Origin of the sequence: Pseudochrobactrum asaccharolyticum, from assembly GCF_003314995.1 — a bacterium.
Lineage (GTDB): Bacteria > Pseudomonadota > Alphaproteobacteria > Rhizobiales > Rhizobiaceae > Pseudochrobactrum > Pseudochrobactrum asaccharolyticum.
The window spans coordinates 42763-59732 of sequence record NZ_QNRH01000007.1 but is presented as its reverse complement, the minus strand read 5'-3'; the positions used below and the strand labels follow the sequence as shown (position 1 = coordinate 59732).

Here is a 16970-nt window from a genome sequence, read left to right as displayed (position 1 = left end):
TGCTGCGTATGATGCTCTGACAGCACAATGTGATCAGTATTCATCACAAATCATTCTGCTGCTTGTTGACTAAGCTCAATTTTCAAACTGTATTTCTGTGATCTTATATCCGTTGGGAGACGGGTTAAGACAGCAGTTAGCTGCAAATAAGATGATCCGGGAGGGGCCGGGGCGACATCTGTGCGGTTACAGTCACTGCAGGCGAACATTATTGAGGAAATGTCGGCTATGAATCATAAAAACAATCACCGGACGGGCGGAGAGATCCTGATTGATGCTTTGCGCATCAATGGCGTGGAAAGAGCGTTCTGTGTGCCAGGTGAAAGCTATTTGGCAGCTCTCGATGCATTGCATGATGCAAAAGAAGATATTGAGCTGATTGTCTGCCGTCAGGAGGGCGGCGCAACTTATATGGCTGAGGCCTATGCCAAACTAACCGGCAAGCCAGGGATCGCCTTTGTAACCCGTGGCCCGGGTGCCACCAATGCCTCTGTCGGCATTCACACTGCGTTTCAGGATTCGACACCGATGATCCTGTTCATCGGACAGGTTGCCAGCGATCAGGTTGAGCGCGAAGCTTTTCAGGAAGTCGATTACCGCCGGATGTTTGGCCAGATGGCCAAATGGGTTGTACAAATTGATGATGTTGCCCGTATTCCGGAACTGGTTTCACAGGCATTCCACCGTGCGGTGAATGGCCGTCCGGGCCCTGTTGTCGTTGCTCTGCCGGAAGATATGCTGACAGATCATGCCAGTGTCTCTGATGTACCAGCGCATAAAAAGATCGAAATTTCAGCCGGTGCAGAACAATTACAGGAACTGACTGAGCTGGTGAAACAGGCAGAACGCCCTGTTGTCATGCTCGGTGGCAGTGGTTGGGATAAACAGGCGGTCGCCGATATGGAGGCCTTCTGTACAGCCAATAATCTGCCTGTCGCCACTTCTTTCCGCTGTCAGGACCTCTTTAACAATGCCTTGAGCAATTATGCCGGTGAGTTGGGGACTTCGGCTAATCCGAAACTCATCCAGAGCATTAAAGACAGCGACCTGTTACTGGTGATCGGTGCACGCATTGGTGAAATGACCAGCGCCGGTTATACAATGGTCAATATTCCTGTGCCGGATCAGAAACTGATCCATGTCCATAGCGGTGCTGAAGAGCTTGGCCGCGTTTATTATCCGACACTGCCAATCAATGCGACAATGGCAGCTTTTGCCAAACAATTACGGGCACTTGGCAAAATCGGCTCTGATAAATGGGCCTCTTGGACGGCAGAGCTGAATAAGAATTACAATGATAATCTGCAACATGCGCCAATTCCGGGCAATGTGCAGATGGGCGAAATCATGCAGTGGATGCGGGCAAATCTGCCTGAGAACACAATCATGACCACCGGTGCCGGTAATTACACTGCATGGCCGCATCGTTTCTATCAGTATAAAACCTTCCGCACGCAGCTCGGCGCCACCAACGGCTCTATGGGCTATGGTGTACCGGCAGCCATTGCAGCTAAACTGACTGATCGTGACCGTACTGTCATTGCTTTTGCCGGTGACGGTTGCTTCATGATGAATGGTCAGGAACTGGCAACTGCCATGCAATATGATGCCCGTGTGGTCTTCATCGTCGTGAATAACGGCATGTATGGAACCATTCGTATGCATCAGGAACGCACCTATCCGGGTCGTGTTTCCGGTACTGCGCTTGCCAATCCTGATTTTGCAGCTTTGGCACAAGCCTATGGCTTACATGGTGAAGTCGTTGAAAACACAGATGAATTTTTTCCAGCTTTCGAACGTTCTGTTGCATCCGGCAAACCGGCGCTGATTGAAATCCGTATTGATCAGGAAGCGATTACGCCGAAAATGAGTCTCAGCGCGATGCGCGAGCAGGCTTTAGCAGCACAAAAGAGCTAATCACTCAACTTACAGCGGTTCCAGTTAAGACTGCCTCGTTGGAACCGCTGTAACTATTTGTTTTTACGCATTATCCGACGCATCGCAGCAGGAAAAGAAATCAGTCCAGCGAACTGATTTCCCTGCGGAGGCGATTCCCGCTTTTGCTGGAAATGCTATACCCCCCTGCCCTCCTCTGAGAAGGGCAGGGGGTTTTTAATATCAAAGATCCTTTACAAGGCGCAGAGCATCATAGATCGCAGCGTGGGTATTGCGTGCCGCGACGGCATCACCAATACGAAAGAGCTGATACTTCCCCTGCCCGTTGGTAGCGAGTTGTTGCACACGCCCGGCAATTAGATCATCATAATCCACCGCGCCAAGATTTTTCGACTGTGGCTTCAGCTCAAAATAGAGATCATCCAGTGGCCTTGTGCCGTGATTGACCACAATCTGATCGTGATCCTGCTGCTTATCTACACCGCCATAATCACTGCCAATATGCGCTGTCAGGCGATTGCCATTGCGCGTAACCTTATCCAGACGATAAGTCACCGTAAAAGTGACCCCGTCTTTTTGTAACGAACGCATATAGGGTACAAGGTTCATTGCCATGATTTCCGGCGAAAAACTGCGATCCGGCGTCATAATTTCGACCTTGGCACCGGCTTTGACCAGCATCTCCGCTGCCTGCAAGGCTGAATGATCGCCTGCATCATCATAAATCAGCACATTTTGCCCTGCTTTGGCGTCTCCCGACAGAATATCCCAGGCAGAAACAACCAGATCATTACCTTCGTTTAAAATTTCCGTATGTGGAAACCCACCGGTGGCGATAATCACCACATCCGGATTTTCTACGTCAATATCGGCCTGCTCTGCCCATGTATTGAAGCGGAATTCGACACCCAGCCTCTCACATTGCGCCATACGCCAGTCGATAATACTGATCATTTCACGCCGGCGCGGTGATTGCGCAGTCAGACGAATTTGCCCGCCTGCACTATCCGCTGCTTCAAAAACCACGACCTGATGGCCACGTTCTCCGGCAACGCGTGCCGCTTCCATCCCCGCAGGCCCTGCGCCGACAATGACAATTTTCTTCTTATCCTGTGTTTTACTGATCATATGCGGCATAGTCAGTTCACGGCCGGTCGCCGGATTATGAATGCAATAGGCCGCACCGCCCTGATAAATCCGATCGAGACAATAGTTTGCGCCTACGCATGGACGGATATCATCTTCTCTGCCCTCGATGATTTTGCGCACAATATGCGGATCAGTCATATGGGCGCGGGTCATCCCCACCATGTCCAGTTTGCCCGAAGCAATTGCATGACGTGCCGTTGCCACATCCGGAATTTTGGCGGCATGGAATGTCGGAAAGTTCGTTGCGGCGCGGATTTCTCCGGCAAAATCCAGATGCGGCGACCCTGCCATGCCCTGAATTGGGATAAGGTCGGTCATCGCCGGATCGGTATCAATATGACCGCGTACCACATTGAGAAAATCAATCATACCGCAGTCTTTGAGACGGCGGGAGATTTCAATTCCCTCCTCCACTCCGTGGCCGTCTTCCATCATTTCATCGCCGGTATAACGTATCCCGACAATAAATTCCTGTCCGACGCGTTTGCGGATTTCACTCAGAACATCAAAGGTAAAGCGCAACCGGTTATCCAGAGAGCCACCATAGGCATTGGTCAGATCATTGGTTGCCGGTGACCAGAATTGCTGTAACAAATGGCCATAGGCCTGCAGCTCAATACCATCGAGACCAGCGGCCTGCATGCGTTCAGCCGCATCACCGAAGTCTTTGATAATCCGCTCAATGTCCCAGTCTTCAAGTCGTTTCGGGAATGCCCGATGGGCTCTTTCCCGCTCATGTGACGAGGTGACAGCTGTCAACCAGTCCCCTTTATCCCAGCGCGTACGGCGCCCGAGATGGGTCAACTGGATCATCACAGCAGCGCCATGTTCATGACATTCTTCAGCCAAGGCCTTCATCCACGGCACAACTTCATCTTTATAAGCGAGCACATTATTAAACACCGGCGGACTGTCTCGGGACACAGTTGCCGAGCCTGCCGTCATAGTCAGTGCCACGCCAGCTTTGGCGCGTTCGACATGATAAGCCCGATACGCATCTTTCGGCATGCCGTCTTCCGGATAGGCAGGCTCATGGGATGTCGTGATAATCCGGTTACGCAAGGTTAAATGTTTCAGCTGGTAAGGCTGCAAAAGCGGATCATTCTGCATAGTCGTTCCCCTTATTTTTGAGAAAGCCTATGCAAAATGTACAGTACTGTCAATTTTATATACAGCAGTGTACATTTTATCGCAGGTACGATATTCTTAATGTGCCGATAGATTACAAGCTATTGATTAATAATACTATATTTGAAAGATAAGTGCATGATTGCAGTGACCGGAGAACAAGAAAGTGGTTGGCGCGGCTCCAAAGAGCTCTGGCTTGAGGCTGCCTATCAATTACTTATTGAAGGTGGAATCGACAATGTCCGTATTCTTTCTCTGGCCAAAATGCTGAAACTTTCCCGCACCAGCTTCTATTGGTTCTTTAAAGATCGCGAAGCTTTGCTCGATGCGCTTCTTCTGTTGTGGCAGGAGAAAAACACCAGCTCTCTGCTTCGTCAGGCTCAGGCACCGGCTGCCAGTCTTGCAGATGCAACGCTCAATCTTTTTGACTGCTGGCTTGATAACAAGCTCTTCGATAGCATACTCGAACACGCTATCCGCAGTTGGGGTGTGCAATCTCCCGCTGTTGCACAAGCTCTCAAAGAAGCCGACATGCTCCGTATGGAAGCAATTAAGCTGATGTTTGTCCGCCACGGCAGTGAACCACTGGTCGCCGATGTTCGCTCCCGTGCGCTCTATCTGACCCAGATCGGTTACATCAGCATGAATACACAGGAAGATACTGCAACGCGATTGCTTCGCGTTCCTTCCTATGTGGCGATCTTTTCCGGTGCCCTGCCCTCTCAACAAGAACTTGAGAATTTTCAGCAACGCCATCCCGCCAGTCAGCAATAAAACCAACCGCGTCAAAGCCCTGCAAATTTGCGATGAGAAACCTTTGGCAGAGACATTACTGTGGCACATTTTGCTCTGCCTGCTTTATCTGCTATCAGAATGAACATAACCTCAGGCAGTTATAAAATACTGCCATATTCCAGCAGTAGTCATCCGCAGAAAATGAGACGCCATGTTTACCCTAAGCCAGAGAGAGGTATTTGAGCAGGAAATTAAAAGGAGCCGCTTTCTGGCCATTGCCCTTCCTGTTGCGGATGAAGATGCTGCTAAAGAATTTATCTCCCGTGAATCTTACAGTGATGCCAATCACAATTGCTGGGCGTGGCGCATCGGACAGAACTACCGTTTCAATGATGACGGCGAACCAAGCGGCACTGCCGGTAAACCAATCCTGCAAGCGATCGACGGTCTGGAACTCGACAATGTCGTAGTGCTCGTCACGCGCTGGTTCGGTGGTACATTGCTTGGCAGCGGCGGACTGATCCGCGCCTATGGCGGAACTGCTGCTCTCTGCCTGCGTGCAGCGAAACTGATTGAGCTTATCCCGACAGAAACAATTTATATCCGTACGCATTTCTCTGAATTGGCTTTGATCAAAGCCCGACTTGCAGCGACTGAACATCTCACCATCAGCTCTGAAGCATTTCATAATACCGGTGCAGATCTTCGCCTCGAAATTCCGGTTGCACACAAAGAGAATGTATTGCGAATGCTCACGGACGTCACTGCCGGACGCGTGCAGATTGCGGACAAAGCCGAAGATTTAAGTTTCTGAAATTTTCCTATCGTTGACAGCTGTCAACCTGAGTGACCTGCCTTCGCCCTCCCTTGAATTTACCCTGACCAGAACCCTTCGCCTTCATCGAAGGCAACGGGCACAGAATATTAAAAAGCGGCAACGGCAGGCACTGACGAACCCCTCTGCTTGATGACAGCACTCAGACAGACAAGAGAGCGATTCATTACCCTGTCGCAACTTTATAGGACCGTTATAATCTGCAGATTGTTTCGAACCAGAAACAGCTGTGAAACTTGACAGCCGAAGACGACCGAGCTTTCGGACAAGTTTATTTCGGCAATAACAAACCGGTTACATAAAGGTTAAGTTTTGTTAACCATAAATCGTTTGACTTTCAGCACAAGAATCCTGATCCTGTAACGACAATTTACGCATAATCTTCGCATTTCCGTTACTCGGCCTTACTGCTGTTATTTGCGTTTTCCAGTGTTGATTTAAACACTTGCGTTAACAGATTAGTAATTTTCTCCGAATCGTAGCATGTTAGGCGCAGAATAAGCGACGGAATGCGTAAGACCGTAACCGCTGCATATAAGGGCTAGAGAAATTGACGACAAATTGGGCAGATATCGTTGCTGATGCTCAGCAGCATATGGCAGTGACAAATACAGTGAATGAAGCGCCATTGGCAGCCGATCGGGCGATCGCTGCTGATGCTGAGCTTTTGTCTGCCCAGTTGCAGGCAATGCGTGAACGTTTGTTTGCGCCCGCCTCCAACAAGGTTCTTCGTAAATTCAGCAGCAGTGAAGCTGCAAAGCTGATCGGCGTTTCAGACAGCTATCTACGCCAGCTCTCTATTGCCGGCGAAGGCCCGCAGCCTGAAACCGGCACGGCCGGTCGTCGTCTCTATACACTCGAAGACATTAATGCTCTGCGTCATTTACTGACTGAGCAAAATGCCAAGAACCGCAATTACCTGCCTTGGCGCGATGCGCAACGTGGTGAGCATTTGCAAATCCTTGCCGTAACGAATTTCAAAGGCGGCTCGGGCAAAACAACAACAACAACCCATCTGGCACAGCATCTCGCTTTGTCAGGTCTGCGCGTTCTTGCCGTTGATCTCGATCCGCAGGCATCGATGTCTGCCTTGTTCGGTTACCAGCCGGAACTCGACCTCACCGGCAATGACACGCTTTATGGTGCGATCCGTTATGATGAAGCGCAACGCCGGTTGCGTGACATTATCCGCAAAACCTATTTTGATGGTCTGGACCTCGTGCCAGGCAATCTGGAATTGCAGGAATTCGAGCATACCACACCACGCGTTCTTGCCGAGCGTCGCGGCCCTGCAACAGACATGTTCTTCACCCGTGTACAGGCTGCCCTGCAATCTGTAGCGGATGATTATGATGTAGTGGTTATCGATTGTCCGCCGCAACTCGGCTTTTTGACCTTGTCTGCACTTTGCGCGGCAACATCGGTGATCGTTACCGTACATCCGCAGATGCTCGACGTTGCCTCAATGAGCCAGTTTCTTTTCATGACATCGGATTTGCTTTCGGTTGTACGTGAAGCCGGCGGCACACTCAATTTCGACTTCCTGCGCTATCTCATTACCCGCTATGAACCGAATGACGGTCCTCAGGCACAGATTGCAGGCTTCCTGCGTGCCCAGTTCGGCGATCGCGTCCTTACAGCGCCTATGGTAAAATCCACCGCTGTTTCTGATGCGGGTTTGACCAAGCAAACACTTTATGAAGTCGGGCGGGAAAACTTCAGCCGTGTCACTTATGACCGGGCCATGGAATCGTTGACAGCTGTCAACGGTGAAATTGAAGCTTTGATCCACTCCGCATGGAACCGTACGGGGAAGGGAGCTAAAGTATGAACAGCTCAAGCCGTAAAAATCAACTGAAAGCACTATTCGGTGCACCTTTGCCGGTTACGCCGGAAGTCACAAGCAATGAGACACCAGCGCCGGTGCAGTCAACCGAGACAGTAACACCGGCTGTTGAAAGACCCGCCGATAATCCGATGCGTACAGCGGCCAGCCGCTCCGGCGCCGTTAAAGCTATGGGACTGTCGCTTGCCGATATGTCCCGTGAGCTGGAATCTGCCAAACAGCTATCTGATAGTCTAGCAAAGGGTGATCAGGTTGTTGAACTTGATGCCTCGCTGATTGACGGATCTTTTGTCGAAGATCGTCTGACCCGTCAGGAAACAGATGATCCAGAGTTTCTGACGCTCATCCAGAGCCTCCATCAGCATGGTCAGCAAGTCCCTATTCTGGTACGTCCACATCCGGATAAAGCCGGGCGGTTTCAGGCAGCCTATGGCCACCGTCGTATGCGTGCAGCAGCCCGCCTTGGTATGCCGGTCAAAGCGCTTATCAAGCCGTTAAGCGATGCAGAACTCGTTCTTGCGCAAGGTAAAGAAAACAGCGAGCGCCGTGATCTTTCTTTCATTGAACGCGCATTATTTGCGCAAGCTTTGATTGAACGCGGCTTTGAACGCTCTGTAGTACAGGATGCGCTGTCTTTACATAAAGCTGAAATGACACGGTTCCTCCAAGTCGCAGCAGCCATTCCGGAGCAGATTATCCGGGCCATTGGTCCTGCGCCTAAAGTCGGCCGTCCTCGTTGGATGCAACTGGCAGATACACTTCGCGATAAAGTGCTGTTGAAGCAAGCACAACGGATTATTACCGAGCATGAGTTTACCGATGCAGAAACTGATTTACGTTTTCAGCATTTGTTGCAGAAATTAACCCATGTCGAAAAAGCAGAAGCATCAAAGCCTGCTGAGCAGAAGTTACAAACTGCAAATGGAGAAAGCCTCGGGCTCTTACGTCTGCAGCAGGGCAGGGCGCAATTTGATTTGCAACGTCATGATGCGGAAGATTTCGCTGAATATCTCGCTCGTGAGATGGCAGAGCTTTATGAAAAATACCGGCAAGAGAAAAACGGATAAATCTATCCCCGTCTTTTGCCCCACGTTTAGTATGCGTATCCAAGAGTATTCAGGTGTTTCAACAGAAACGCTTTGAACCATGATTACAGAACTAAAGGAAGAACCAGAGATACGGGCATTTCAATGATTGAGAGCCCAAAACAACAGAACCAGTTTTAACAGATAGGAAAAAACGGCAAGAAAAAAGGCCCCCTGAACGTTACCGAACCGGAAGCCCTCTTTCGATGTAGCAATTAGAGAGAATCACTTTCGAGACCAAAAGTCAAGAGTCGGCATAGTTCCGGCAGTGTTTTTGCTTGCCTCTATGAGGTAACAAATGACTGAGCATTTTGCGACGTCCCCATTTGGCGGACGAATGATGAATGCTGCGCATTTTTTGAGTTACGAAAAACTTCGTCAACAAAAACAAAATTTGCGGCAGAACTCTCTACAAACTGAAAATACTTCAGAACAGACAACTGTCTCCGTCGATCGCTGGAAACTCTTGCGTGCTTTAACAGAAGCCCGTGAAGCTTATCAGCTATCGTCGCGTAGCATTGCCGTGCTTGAAGCCTTGTTGAGCTTTTATCCAGATAAGATGCTCGACGGCAATGTTCCGCTGATTGTGTTTCCATCCAATCATGAATTATCAATGCGTTTGCGTGGTATGTCTGCGCCAACTATTCGCCGTCACATTGCCACGCTGGTCGAGATCGGATTCATTCTCCGTCGTGATAGCCCGAACGGAAAGCGTTTCGTTCGCCGTGATAGCAATGGTGAAATCGCAATGGCCTTTGGCTTTGATCTTGCTCCGCTGACATTCAGAGCAGCAGAGATTGAAACGCAGGCTGAAAAAATCCGCGAAGAGAACCGTATCCGGCAACAATTGCGTTTCAACATTACCATTCATCTACGTGATATTTCCAAAACCATTCTCTCTGCACTCAATGAAAACAGGGAAGGGGACTGGGAAGCGCTTTATGACCAGTTACAAGCACTCTCCGGCCGCGTAGAGCGCAACGGAACACTGACAAATCTGACGATCCGTGAACAAGCACTGAGCAATTTACGCCGTCAGGTGGAAAATCTTTATCTTTCAAATGTTTCAGAGCCACAAATGAGCGGCAATGAGCGTGAAAATGAGCACCACATTCAGAATTCAAACATAGAATCTTTTGATAAAACAAAACCCGTAAAAACGGAAAAATCAGAAATTCAAATTGCGGACAAACAAACAACAGCCAAAACTCAGATCAAAACGCCTCATCTCAATGAAATTTTGAACTATTGTCCGCAAATTGAAAACTATGCGGTTCATGGTATTCAAAACTGGAAAGATTTAGTGACTACGGCAGGGCATATACGCTCAATGCTTGGAATAACTCTGTCTGCCTGGCAGCAAGCATGTGAAAGCATGGGAGAAATCAATGCTGCTGTGACTGTTGCGGCGCTGCTTGAGCGATCCGATACAATTCACTCGGCTGGCGGGTATTTGCGAAAACTCAGCCAAAAGGCAGAAATTGGCCAATATTCTGTGCAACCCGTTCTAAGGGCACTCTCACAGACAAAGCATTGAAATATGCTGATGATCGACACCTATTCAAATGGCTGTGTGCTAGACAGATAATTGTTGGATAAAAGAAGTTTGGAGGCTAAAGACACGCTTTCAGATCAATGGAGATAAACATAATTATGACTGATAATCAGGCACCATCTGTGAAAACAAGACGCGGCAGAATTGTGCTGGTCGCTGTGATCGCCGGCCTGCTCATCAGTGGATTAACCGCTCTGGGCAGCTGGCAGGTTCAGCGTCTTGGCTGGAAACATGATCTGATTACACGGGTCGAGCAAAACATTCATGCTGCCCCTATTGCAGCACCCGATCTGAACAGCTGGCAACAGGCTGATAACAAAGCATTAGAATATCGCGCTGTCAGCGTTAGCGGTCATTATCTCAATGATAAAGAAGTTGCCGTTGCGGCTTTGACAGAAAGAGGCTCCGGCTACTGGATTGTAACGCCGTTTCAGCGTGACAGCGGAGAGACAATTTACATCAACCGCGGCTATGTCACTTCAGCAAAACGTACGCCGGAAAGCCGTGCCAGCGGGCAGATCGAGGGTGAAACATCGGTGACCGGCCTTTTGAGATTGACCGAGCCTAAAGGCTTCTTCTTGCGCCAGAATAATCCGGAAAAAAATATCTGGCATGCCCGCGATATTGAGGTTTTTGCCAAGCGGGCAGATCTCACCAATGTACCGGCCTATTTTATTGATGCAAATGCTGATCAAAACCGTGCGGATCGTCCGGAAGGCGGGCTGACTGTGATCAAATTTCCGGATAATCATTTAGCTTATGCGCTGACCTGGTTTACTCTGGCTCTGATGGTTCTTGGCGCAGCCATATTTTTGATCCGCTATGAACTCGCACGGAAAAATAAAATTACTGAATAAAATCAATATATTAAAAGGTATATTTTGTTCATAAAACAATAATTCTCCTCTGCATCAAAAGATTAAAACTACAGATTTTTTGCGCGATCTGTACGTATTCTCTCTGCTGATCCTTAACAATCATATTGTTTGTGTTGTGCTCCGGAACGATTTTTGTCCCGTGTCCAGCATAAAGGATATCGATGAATGAGGTTTCTTCCTCACCTCGCATTTGCCACACCAATTCTGCTGTTACCTGCGGGAGCCTGTGCTGAAGCACTCGCGCCTGTGCGCACTGTTTCAACCATCATCGCTCAGCAAAAAGCAGTTGAGTGGAAACTGGCTTTTAACGGGCTGTTTGTCCCGCGTGAAGAAATTGCTGTTGGTACAAGCTTACAAGATCAGCGGATTGCGGCAGTAGAAATTGAGGTCGGTGATTATGTCCGTGCAGGGCAGGTGCTGGTGCGGCTTGATACGCTGAAACTGGATATTCGTTTGCGCGAGAATGAGGGGCGGGTTGCCCGTGCGCGCGCAGCCCTCGTGCAACAAGAAGTAAGCCGCGAACAGGCACAATCCAATCTGAACCGCACAAAGCGTTTACGTGGCAACGGCGCTGTCAGCGAGCAATCCTATGATGATAAATTAGCGGCATTACATCTTGCTGAACAAAGTATTGATGTAGCCAAGGCCGAGCTGGCACAGGCTGAAGCGCAACTGGCTGATGCCAAAAGCGAGCGCGAACGGGCAATACTCATTGCTCCGGTGAGCGGGCTTGTTTCAGAACGCTATGCCCGTGCCGGTGCTCTGGCCGGTAACACGCCGCTTGTGAACCTGATCCGTGACAGCGAGATCGAATTTGCAGCAGAAGTACCGGAAAGCGAATTGCGCTTTCTGAAGGCCGGACAAAGGGTACACCTGCATTTGCCGGATGGTAAGGAAGTCGGGGGACATGTCCGACTGGTTTCTCCGAAAATTGATCGTCAGACCCGTTTAGGTACGGTTTTTATTACGTTGAGCGACAAGCAACCGACGCTGCTCTCTGGTGCATTTGGCAAAGCGGAAGTCGTGTTTGCGCAAAATCACGCCATTCTGGTCAGGGATTCTGCCGTTTTACGTGACACAAACCTCGCCGGAGAGACGACGGTTTTCATTATCAGCAATGGTAAGGCGGTAAAACGCAAAGTCGAACTGGGGCGGCATAAAAACGGGGAGGTTGAAATCCGCTCCGGTTTGCAGGCGGGAGATCAGATTATTGAAAGAGCAGGGCCGTTGCTGCGCGATGGCGAAACCGTCAGTGCTGCACCCGACCTGACCCTGTGAAAGATATCCGATGACCAGTAATATTTCTGCTTGGGCAATCCGCAAGCCGGTGCCGGTTCTTGTGCTTTTTATCGTTATGACACTGACCGGCTGGATGGCATTCAGCAAATTACCGATCAATGCCAATCCGAATGTGTCTTTTCCGGTGGTCAATGTCACGGTCACGCAGGCCAGCGCCGCCCCTTCGGAGATGGAAACGCAGATTACTCGTCGTATTGAGGGGGCTGTGTCCGGTATTGCCGGCGTCAAGCATATCCGCTCCACACTTGCTGACGGTACATCAAATACGGTAATTGAGTTCCGCATCGGCATTGATCCGGATCGCGCAACCAATGATGTGCGTGAAGCGGTCGCACAAATCCGCTCAGACTTGCCGCAAACGATACAGGAGCCAGTGGTCACCCGTATTGATGTCGAGGGCGGCGCAATCCTGTATTATATGATCTCTGCGCCGCAAAAATCCGATATGGATATGTCGTGGTTTGTGGATGACACGATCAGCCGTGAATTGCTGACTGTGACCGGCGTGCAGAAAGTGCAAAGGCTGGGCGGTGTTAGCCGCGAGATCCGCATTGCACTGAAACCGCAGCGGTTATTGGCGCTGGGTGTTTCTGCCGATCAGGTAAACAGCGTTTTACGCGAGCTTAATGTCAATGTTCCGAGCGGGCGCGGCAATATCGGTGACAGAGAACAATCTTTGCGCACCCTTGCGAGCGCTAAAACAATTGAGGAATTGTCACGTTTGACAATTGCTCTGCCGGGCAATCGCTGGATACCGCTGCGTGAGATTGCGGAGCTGAAAGATACGGCCTCTGAAGCGCGCAGTTTTTCGCGTCTGGATGGTAAACCCGTGGTTGGTTTCTCCGTATCACGTGCCAAGGGGCACAGCGATACTGTTGTTGCAGAACGGGTTAAGGCGCATCTGGAAGTGCTGCGGCAGCAATATCCGGGCACAGAGATCAAAGAGATCAGCTCAACCGTCGGCTATACATTGCAGAGCTATAATAATGCAATTTCGGCTCTGGTCGAAGGCGCATTGCTGACCATTGTTGTGGTGTTCCTGTTTTTGCGGAACTGGCGGGCAACATTCATTGCGGCTGTGGCCATGCCCCTGTCTATTCTACCGACCTTTGCTGCAATGTACTGGCTCGATTTCACACTCAACAGTATCAGCCTGCTGGCATTGACACTGGTCATCGGTATTCTCGTTGATGATGCGATTGTTGAGATCGAGAATATCGAACGGCATGTGCAAATGGGGCGACGGCCTTATATTGCCGCTCTTGAGGCATCCGATGCTATCGGGTTGGCCGTTGTGGCCACCACACTGACCATTGTCGCTATTTTTGCGCCGGTCAGCTTTATCGGTGGCGCAATCGGCCAGTATTTCCGCCAGTTCGGACTAACTGTGGCGATTGCCGTGCTGATTTCGCTTGCAGTTGCCCGTTTACTGACACCGCTGATGGCAGCCTATCTGCTGCAACCGCATAAAGCTGCCCATAAAGAGACAGAACCTGCAGGTTTGAACCTGTTCTATCTGAAGCTGCTGAATTGGACACTGCATCATCGCAAGACAACTTTTGCATTTGTGGCAATGATTTTTGCCGGCTCGGTTTATCTGCTGTCCTTGCTACCATCCGGTTATATGCCGCAAAGTGATACGGATGTCTCGCAGGTTAAAGTCACGCTGACACCTGGCACCAGACTGGAAGAAACAACCCGTATTGCCGATATGATTACAGCTCAACTGCTGAAACGCCCCGGGGTCAAGGATGTGCTGGCCACAGCTTCGGACAGTGTCAGTGATTTTTCTTTGCTGATTAATCTGAAACCACGTGATGAACGGGGCATGAGCCAGAAAGAATTTGAGGCATCAATACGTCCGGTTATCGCAGCTATACCGGATATTCAGTTCACTTTTACCAATGATAGCGGCAAGGAAGTCTCCGTTGCGCTGGTCGGCAATGACGGAGAGGCTCTTATTCGTGCCGCACGGGCGCTGGAGGCGCAAATGCGGACATTGCCGGAGCTGGCCAGCGTTGTCTCCTCCGAACCGCTGCCTGCGCCGGAATTGCATGTCAAACCGCGTCTCGATGAGGCAGCACATCTTGGCGTTTCTCCGGCATCCATTGGTCTGGTCGTGCGTATTGCAACGCTGGGAGAAACGGATTCCAATTCAGCGCAGTTCAATCTCGGTGACCGGCAAATCCCGATCCGTGTTTTGATGGAAAGCTCTGCCCGCAGCGATCTGGATCTGCTGCGTCAACTCAAGGTGAGTACTGCTGCAGGTGTTCCGGTGCCATTGTCGGCAGTGGCGGATATCACTTTCGGAGCAGCGGAAAGTCGTGTGGAGCGTCTTGATCGTAAAAGACTGATCGAAGTGGAGGCCAATCTCAATAATGGTGCGACATTGGGCACAGCTTTGGAAGCGATTGCTCAGCTTGATGCCTATAAAAACCTGCCGGACGGTGTGAGCCAGATTGAATATGGTGATGCCGAATATATGGAAGAAATGTTCAATAATTTCGGCGTGGCGCTGCTGACCGGAATTTTGATGGTGGCAGCCGTGCTGGTCTTGTTGTTTAAGGATTTTTTGCAACCTGTGACAATCCTGATTGCTTTGCCGCTTTCCATCGGTGGGGCAGCGCTTGGCTTGCTGCTCTATGGCGCATCACTGGATTTACCGTCGGTTATCGGCATTCTGATGCTGATGGGTATTGTTTGTAAAAACTCTATTCTGCTGGTGGATTATGCGATTGAATGCCGGCATCAGGGGCTGAACCGCCATGATGCACTGGTCAAAGCCGGTATGACGCGTGCACGCCCGATTATCATGACGACGATTGCTATGGTGGCGGGAATGGTTCCGGCCGCAATCGGAATTGGCGGTGATGCGGGCTTTCGTGCGCCAATGGCAATTGCGGTGATCGGCGGACTGATGACCTCTACAGTCCTCAGTCTGGTTTTTGTGCCGGTTATGTTTACCGCTATGGATGATCTGAAGCTCTGGCTGGGCAAGCGCTTGGGCAAATTGACCTCTGTGACCGATGATGATCGTTTGCAGGGAGAGGCAATGCTCAGTATGCAGGATCATGCCGCGCTGAACAGCAAAGCGGAATGAGGATAAGAGTAAAATTCTATGAAGACAGACAAGCTGTATAATGATCCGGAACTGGCACAGTTTTATGATCTTGAAAATGAGTGGAGTCCGGCTTGTGCGTTTTTGCTGAAGCTGGCTGACAATGCCCGTTCGGTGCTGGATATCGGTTGCGGCACCGGATTGCTGGCGGCACGCATTGCTATGGACGGTACGAAGCGTGTTGTCGGTGCTGATCCGGCACAGCCAATGCTGGATATTGCAAAACAACGTGAGGGCGGCGATCAGGTCACATGGGTGCTAAGTGATGCGGCAACTCTCAATCTGAACGAAAAATTTGATCTTATTGTGCTGAGCGGTCATGCTTTTCAGGTGTTTTTGACTGCGGAAGCGCAGCTCGCTTTGCTCAAAACTATCGAAAGGCATCTGGAAGTGGGTGGTCAGTTCATTTTCGACAGCCGCAATCCTAAAATCAAAGAATGGCAGGAATGGAACCCGCAGGAGTCCGGACGGACGATTGAGCATCCGGAGTTCGGAACCATAAACTCATGGAATGATTATAGTTTTGACCCGCAGGCAATGGTTGTCGAATATGGCACTTATTATGAGGTGATCGCGGACGGTCGGGTATATTCCTCGAAATCCCGCATTGCATTTCCGTCGCAGGAACAGATCGCGGCGCTGGTCGCACAGACAAAGCTTCACGTGAATCATTGGTTCGGCGACTGGCAGGGCAATCCTTATCATGAGGATGCCGTTGAAATTATCCCGTTTGGTTCTTTGAAGGCAGAGCTATGACGCAGTATTCATCAGGCTGGCCAGAGCGTGCAGGGATTATGCACTTTGAAGATGGCGACCCGCATGAAAACCCATGGGTCGCTGGCAAGCCAACATCTGAGGATATTCAGGTGGAGACCTGTAAACCGCAATGGGTTGAGATATTTGCTGCCAAAAAAGCTGAGATTGAACAGGTTTTGGCACAAAGGGCTTTGCATATTGAGCATGTCGGCTCCACAGCTGTACCGGATCTCGCGGCAAAGCCTGTGATTGATATTGATCTGATCGTGACTGATCCGGAGAATGAGGATAGCTATGTTCCCGCACTCGAAGCGCTTGGCTACCGGCTGCAGATCAGAGAGCGCTCATGGTATCAGCATCGTATGTTGCGCCACGAGAACCCGCGGGTGAATTTGCATGTTTTCGGACCGGCCTGTCCGGAGCATATCCGGCATATTCTGTTCAGAGACTGGTTGCGCGACCATCCCGCTGACAGGCAACGCTATGCACAAGCCAAATTGCTGGCAAAAGACGGCGTGACCAATGCAACGGATTATAATGCCCGTAAGCAAAATGTTGTGCGCGCGATTTATCAGGATATTTTTCGCAGTCACGGCTGGCTGACAGAAGCATAAGGTTTCAGTGCGGTCTCTTCTTTTCAAGAAGAGTTTATTTGTCTTGGTGAAGAAGCTGAATTTAGGTAGCAATTCA

At 50.1% G+C, this 16970-nt stretch carries 12 protein-coding genes; 11 read left to right on the top strand and 1 reads right to left on the bottom strand.

The genetic code is table 11. From position 1 onward, the window contains the following. Nucleotides 1–228 precede the first annotated feature (228 nt). Nucleotides 229–1917: a thiamine pyrophosphate-binding protein gene (locus tag DFR47_RS16280; RefSeq protein WP_113945476.1), complete on the top strand. Its 1689-nt coding sequence runs from the start codon at nt 229–231 to the stop codon at nt 1915–1917. Nucleotides 1918–2118: 201 nt separating this feature from the next. On the opposite strand, the gene DFR47_RS16275 is transcribed toward DFR47_RS16280, so the two are convergent. Further along, a complete protein-coding gene (locus DFR47_RS16275; RefSeq protein WP_113945475.1) occupies nt 2119–4155 on the bottom strand; it encodes an NADH:flavin oxidoreductase in 2037 nt (678 codons plus the stop codon). Between the two features lie 156 nt (nt 4156–4311). Between DFR47_RS16275 and DFR47_RS16270 the strand changes: the two genes are divergently transcribed. From DFR47_RS16270 to DFR47_RS16225, 10 genes are all read left to right on the top strand, one after another. Continuing rightward, nucleotides 4312–4947: a TetR/AcrR family transcriptional regulator gene (locus DFR47_RS16270; RefSeq protein WP_113945474.1), complete on the top strand. Its 636-nt coding sequence runs from the start codon at nt 4312–4314 to the stop codon at nt 4945–4947. Between the two features lie 172 nt (nt 4948–5119). Then, nucleotides 5120–5722, top strand: coding sequence for an IMPACT family protein (locus DFR47_RS16265; RefSeq protein WP_113945473.1), 603 nt, complete (start codon nt 5120–5122; stop codon nt 5720–5722). Between the two features lie 616 nt (nt 5723–6338). Continuing rightward, nucleotides 6339–7574, top strand: a complete 1236-nt coding sequence (gene repA / locus DFR47_RS16260) for a plasmid partitioning protein RepA (protein WP_113945580.1) — start codon at nt 6339–6341, stop codon at nt 7572–7574. After that, a complete protein-coding gene (repB, locus tag DFR47_RS16255) occupies nt 7571–8656 on the top strand; it encodes a plasmid partitioning protein RepB (protein WP_113945472.1) in 1086 nt (361 codons plus the stop codon). Before repA ends, repB begins: the two co-directional genes overlap by 4 nt. A gap of 316 nt (nt 8657–8972) precedes the next feature. Further along, nucleotides 8973–10211 carry a plasmid replication protein RepC gene (gene repC / locus DFR47_RS16250; RefSeq protein WP_113945471.1) on the top strand — a complete coding sequence of 413 codons (1239 nt, stop codon included), beginning with the start codon at nt 8973–8975 and terminating at the stop codon, nt 10209–10211. A gap of 116 nt (nt 10212–10327) precedes the next feature. Next, nucleotides 10328–11086, top strand: a complete 759-nt coding sequence (locus DFR47_RS16245) for an SURF1 family protein (protein WP_113945470.1) — start codon at nt 10328–10330, stop codon at nt 11084–11086. 186 nt (nt 11087–11272) lie between these two features. Then, nucleotides 11273–12385 (top strand): efflux RND transporter periplasmic adaptor subunit, encoded by a 1113-nt coding sequence (locus tag DFR47_RS16240; protein WP_113945469.1) that lies wholly within the window; start codon nt 11273–11275, stop codon nt 12383–12385. 10 nt (nt 12386–12395) lie between these two features. Continuing rightward, on the top strand, nt 12396–15506 hold the full coding sequence (locus DFR47_RS16235; protein ID WP_113945468.1) for an efflux RND transporter permease subunit: 3111 nt from the start codon (nt 12396–12398) through the stop codon (nt 15504–15506). Nucleotides 15507–15524: 18 nt separating this feature from the next. Then, a complete protein-coding gene (locus DFR47_RS16230) occupies nt 15525–16280 on the top strand; it encodes a class I SAM-dependent methyltransferase (RefSeq protein WP_113945467.1) in 756 nt (251 codons plus the stop codon). Continuing rightward, nucleotides 16277–16894, top strand: coding sequence for a GrpB family protein (locus DFR47_RS16225; RefSeq protein ID WP_113945466.1), 618 nt, complete (start codon nt 16277–16279; stop codon nt 16892–16894). The genes DFR47_RS16230 and DFR47_RS16225 overlap by 4 nt, the downstream gene beginning before the upstream one ends. Nucleotides 16895–16970: the final 76 nt, after the last annotated feature.

Coding starts and splice junctions, on each gene's coding strand:
- DFR47_RS16275 (WP_113945475.1), bottom strand. CDS start 4,155: ATGCAGAATGATCCGCTTTTGCAGCCTTACCAGCTGAAACATTTAACC.
- DFR47_RS16230 (WP_113945467.1), top strand. CDS start 15,525: ATGAAGACAGACAAGCTGTATAATGATCCGGAACTGGCACAGTTTTAT.
- DFR47_RS16245 (WP_113945470.1), top strand. CDS start 10,328: ATGACTGATAATCAGGCACCATCTGTGAAAACAAGACGCGGCAGAATT.
- DFR47_RS16265 (WP_113945473.1), top strand. CDS start 5,120: ATGTTTACCCTAAGCCAGAGAGAGGTATTTGAGCAGGAAATTAAAAGG.
- repB (WP_113945472.1), top strand. CDS start 7,571: ATGAACAGCTCAAGCCGTAAAAATCAACTGAAAGCACTATTCGGTGCA.
- DFR47_RS16270 (WP_113945474.1), top strand. CDS start 4,312: ATGATTGCAGTGACCGGAGAACAAGAAAGTGGTTGGCGCGGCTCCAAA.
- DFR47_RS16235 (WP_113945468.1), top strand. CDS start 12,396: ATGACCAGTAATATTTCTGCTTGGGCAATCCGCAAGCCGGTGCCGGTT.
- DFR47_RS16225 (WP_113945466.1), top strand. CDS start 16,277: ATGACGCAGTATTCATCAGGCTGGCCAGAGCGTGCAGGGATTATGCAC.
- DFR47_RS16240 (WP_113945469.1), top strand. CDS start 11,273: ATGAGGTTTCTTCCTCACCTCGCATTTGCCACACCAATTCTGCTGTTA.
- repA (WP_113945580.1), top strand. CDS start 6,339: ATGGCAGTGACAAATACAGTGAATGAAGCGCCATTGGCAGCCGATCGG.
- repC (WP_113945471.1), top strand. CDS start 8,973: ATGACTGAGCATTTTGCGACGTCCCCATTTGGCGGACGAATGATGAAT.
- DFR47_RS16280 (WP_113945476.1), top strand. CDS start 229: ATGAATCATAAAAACAATCACCGGACGGGCGGAGAGATCCTGATTGAT.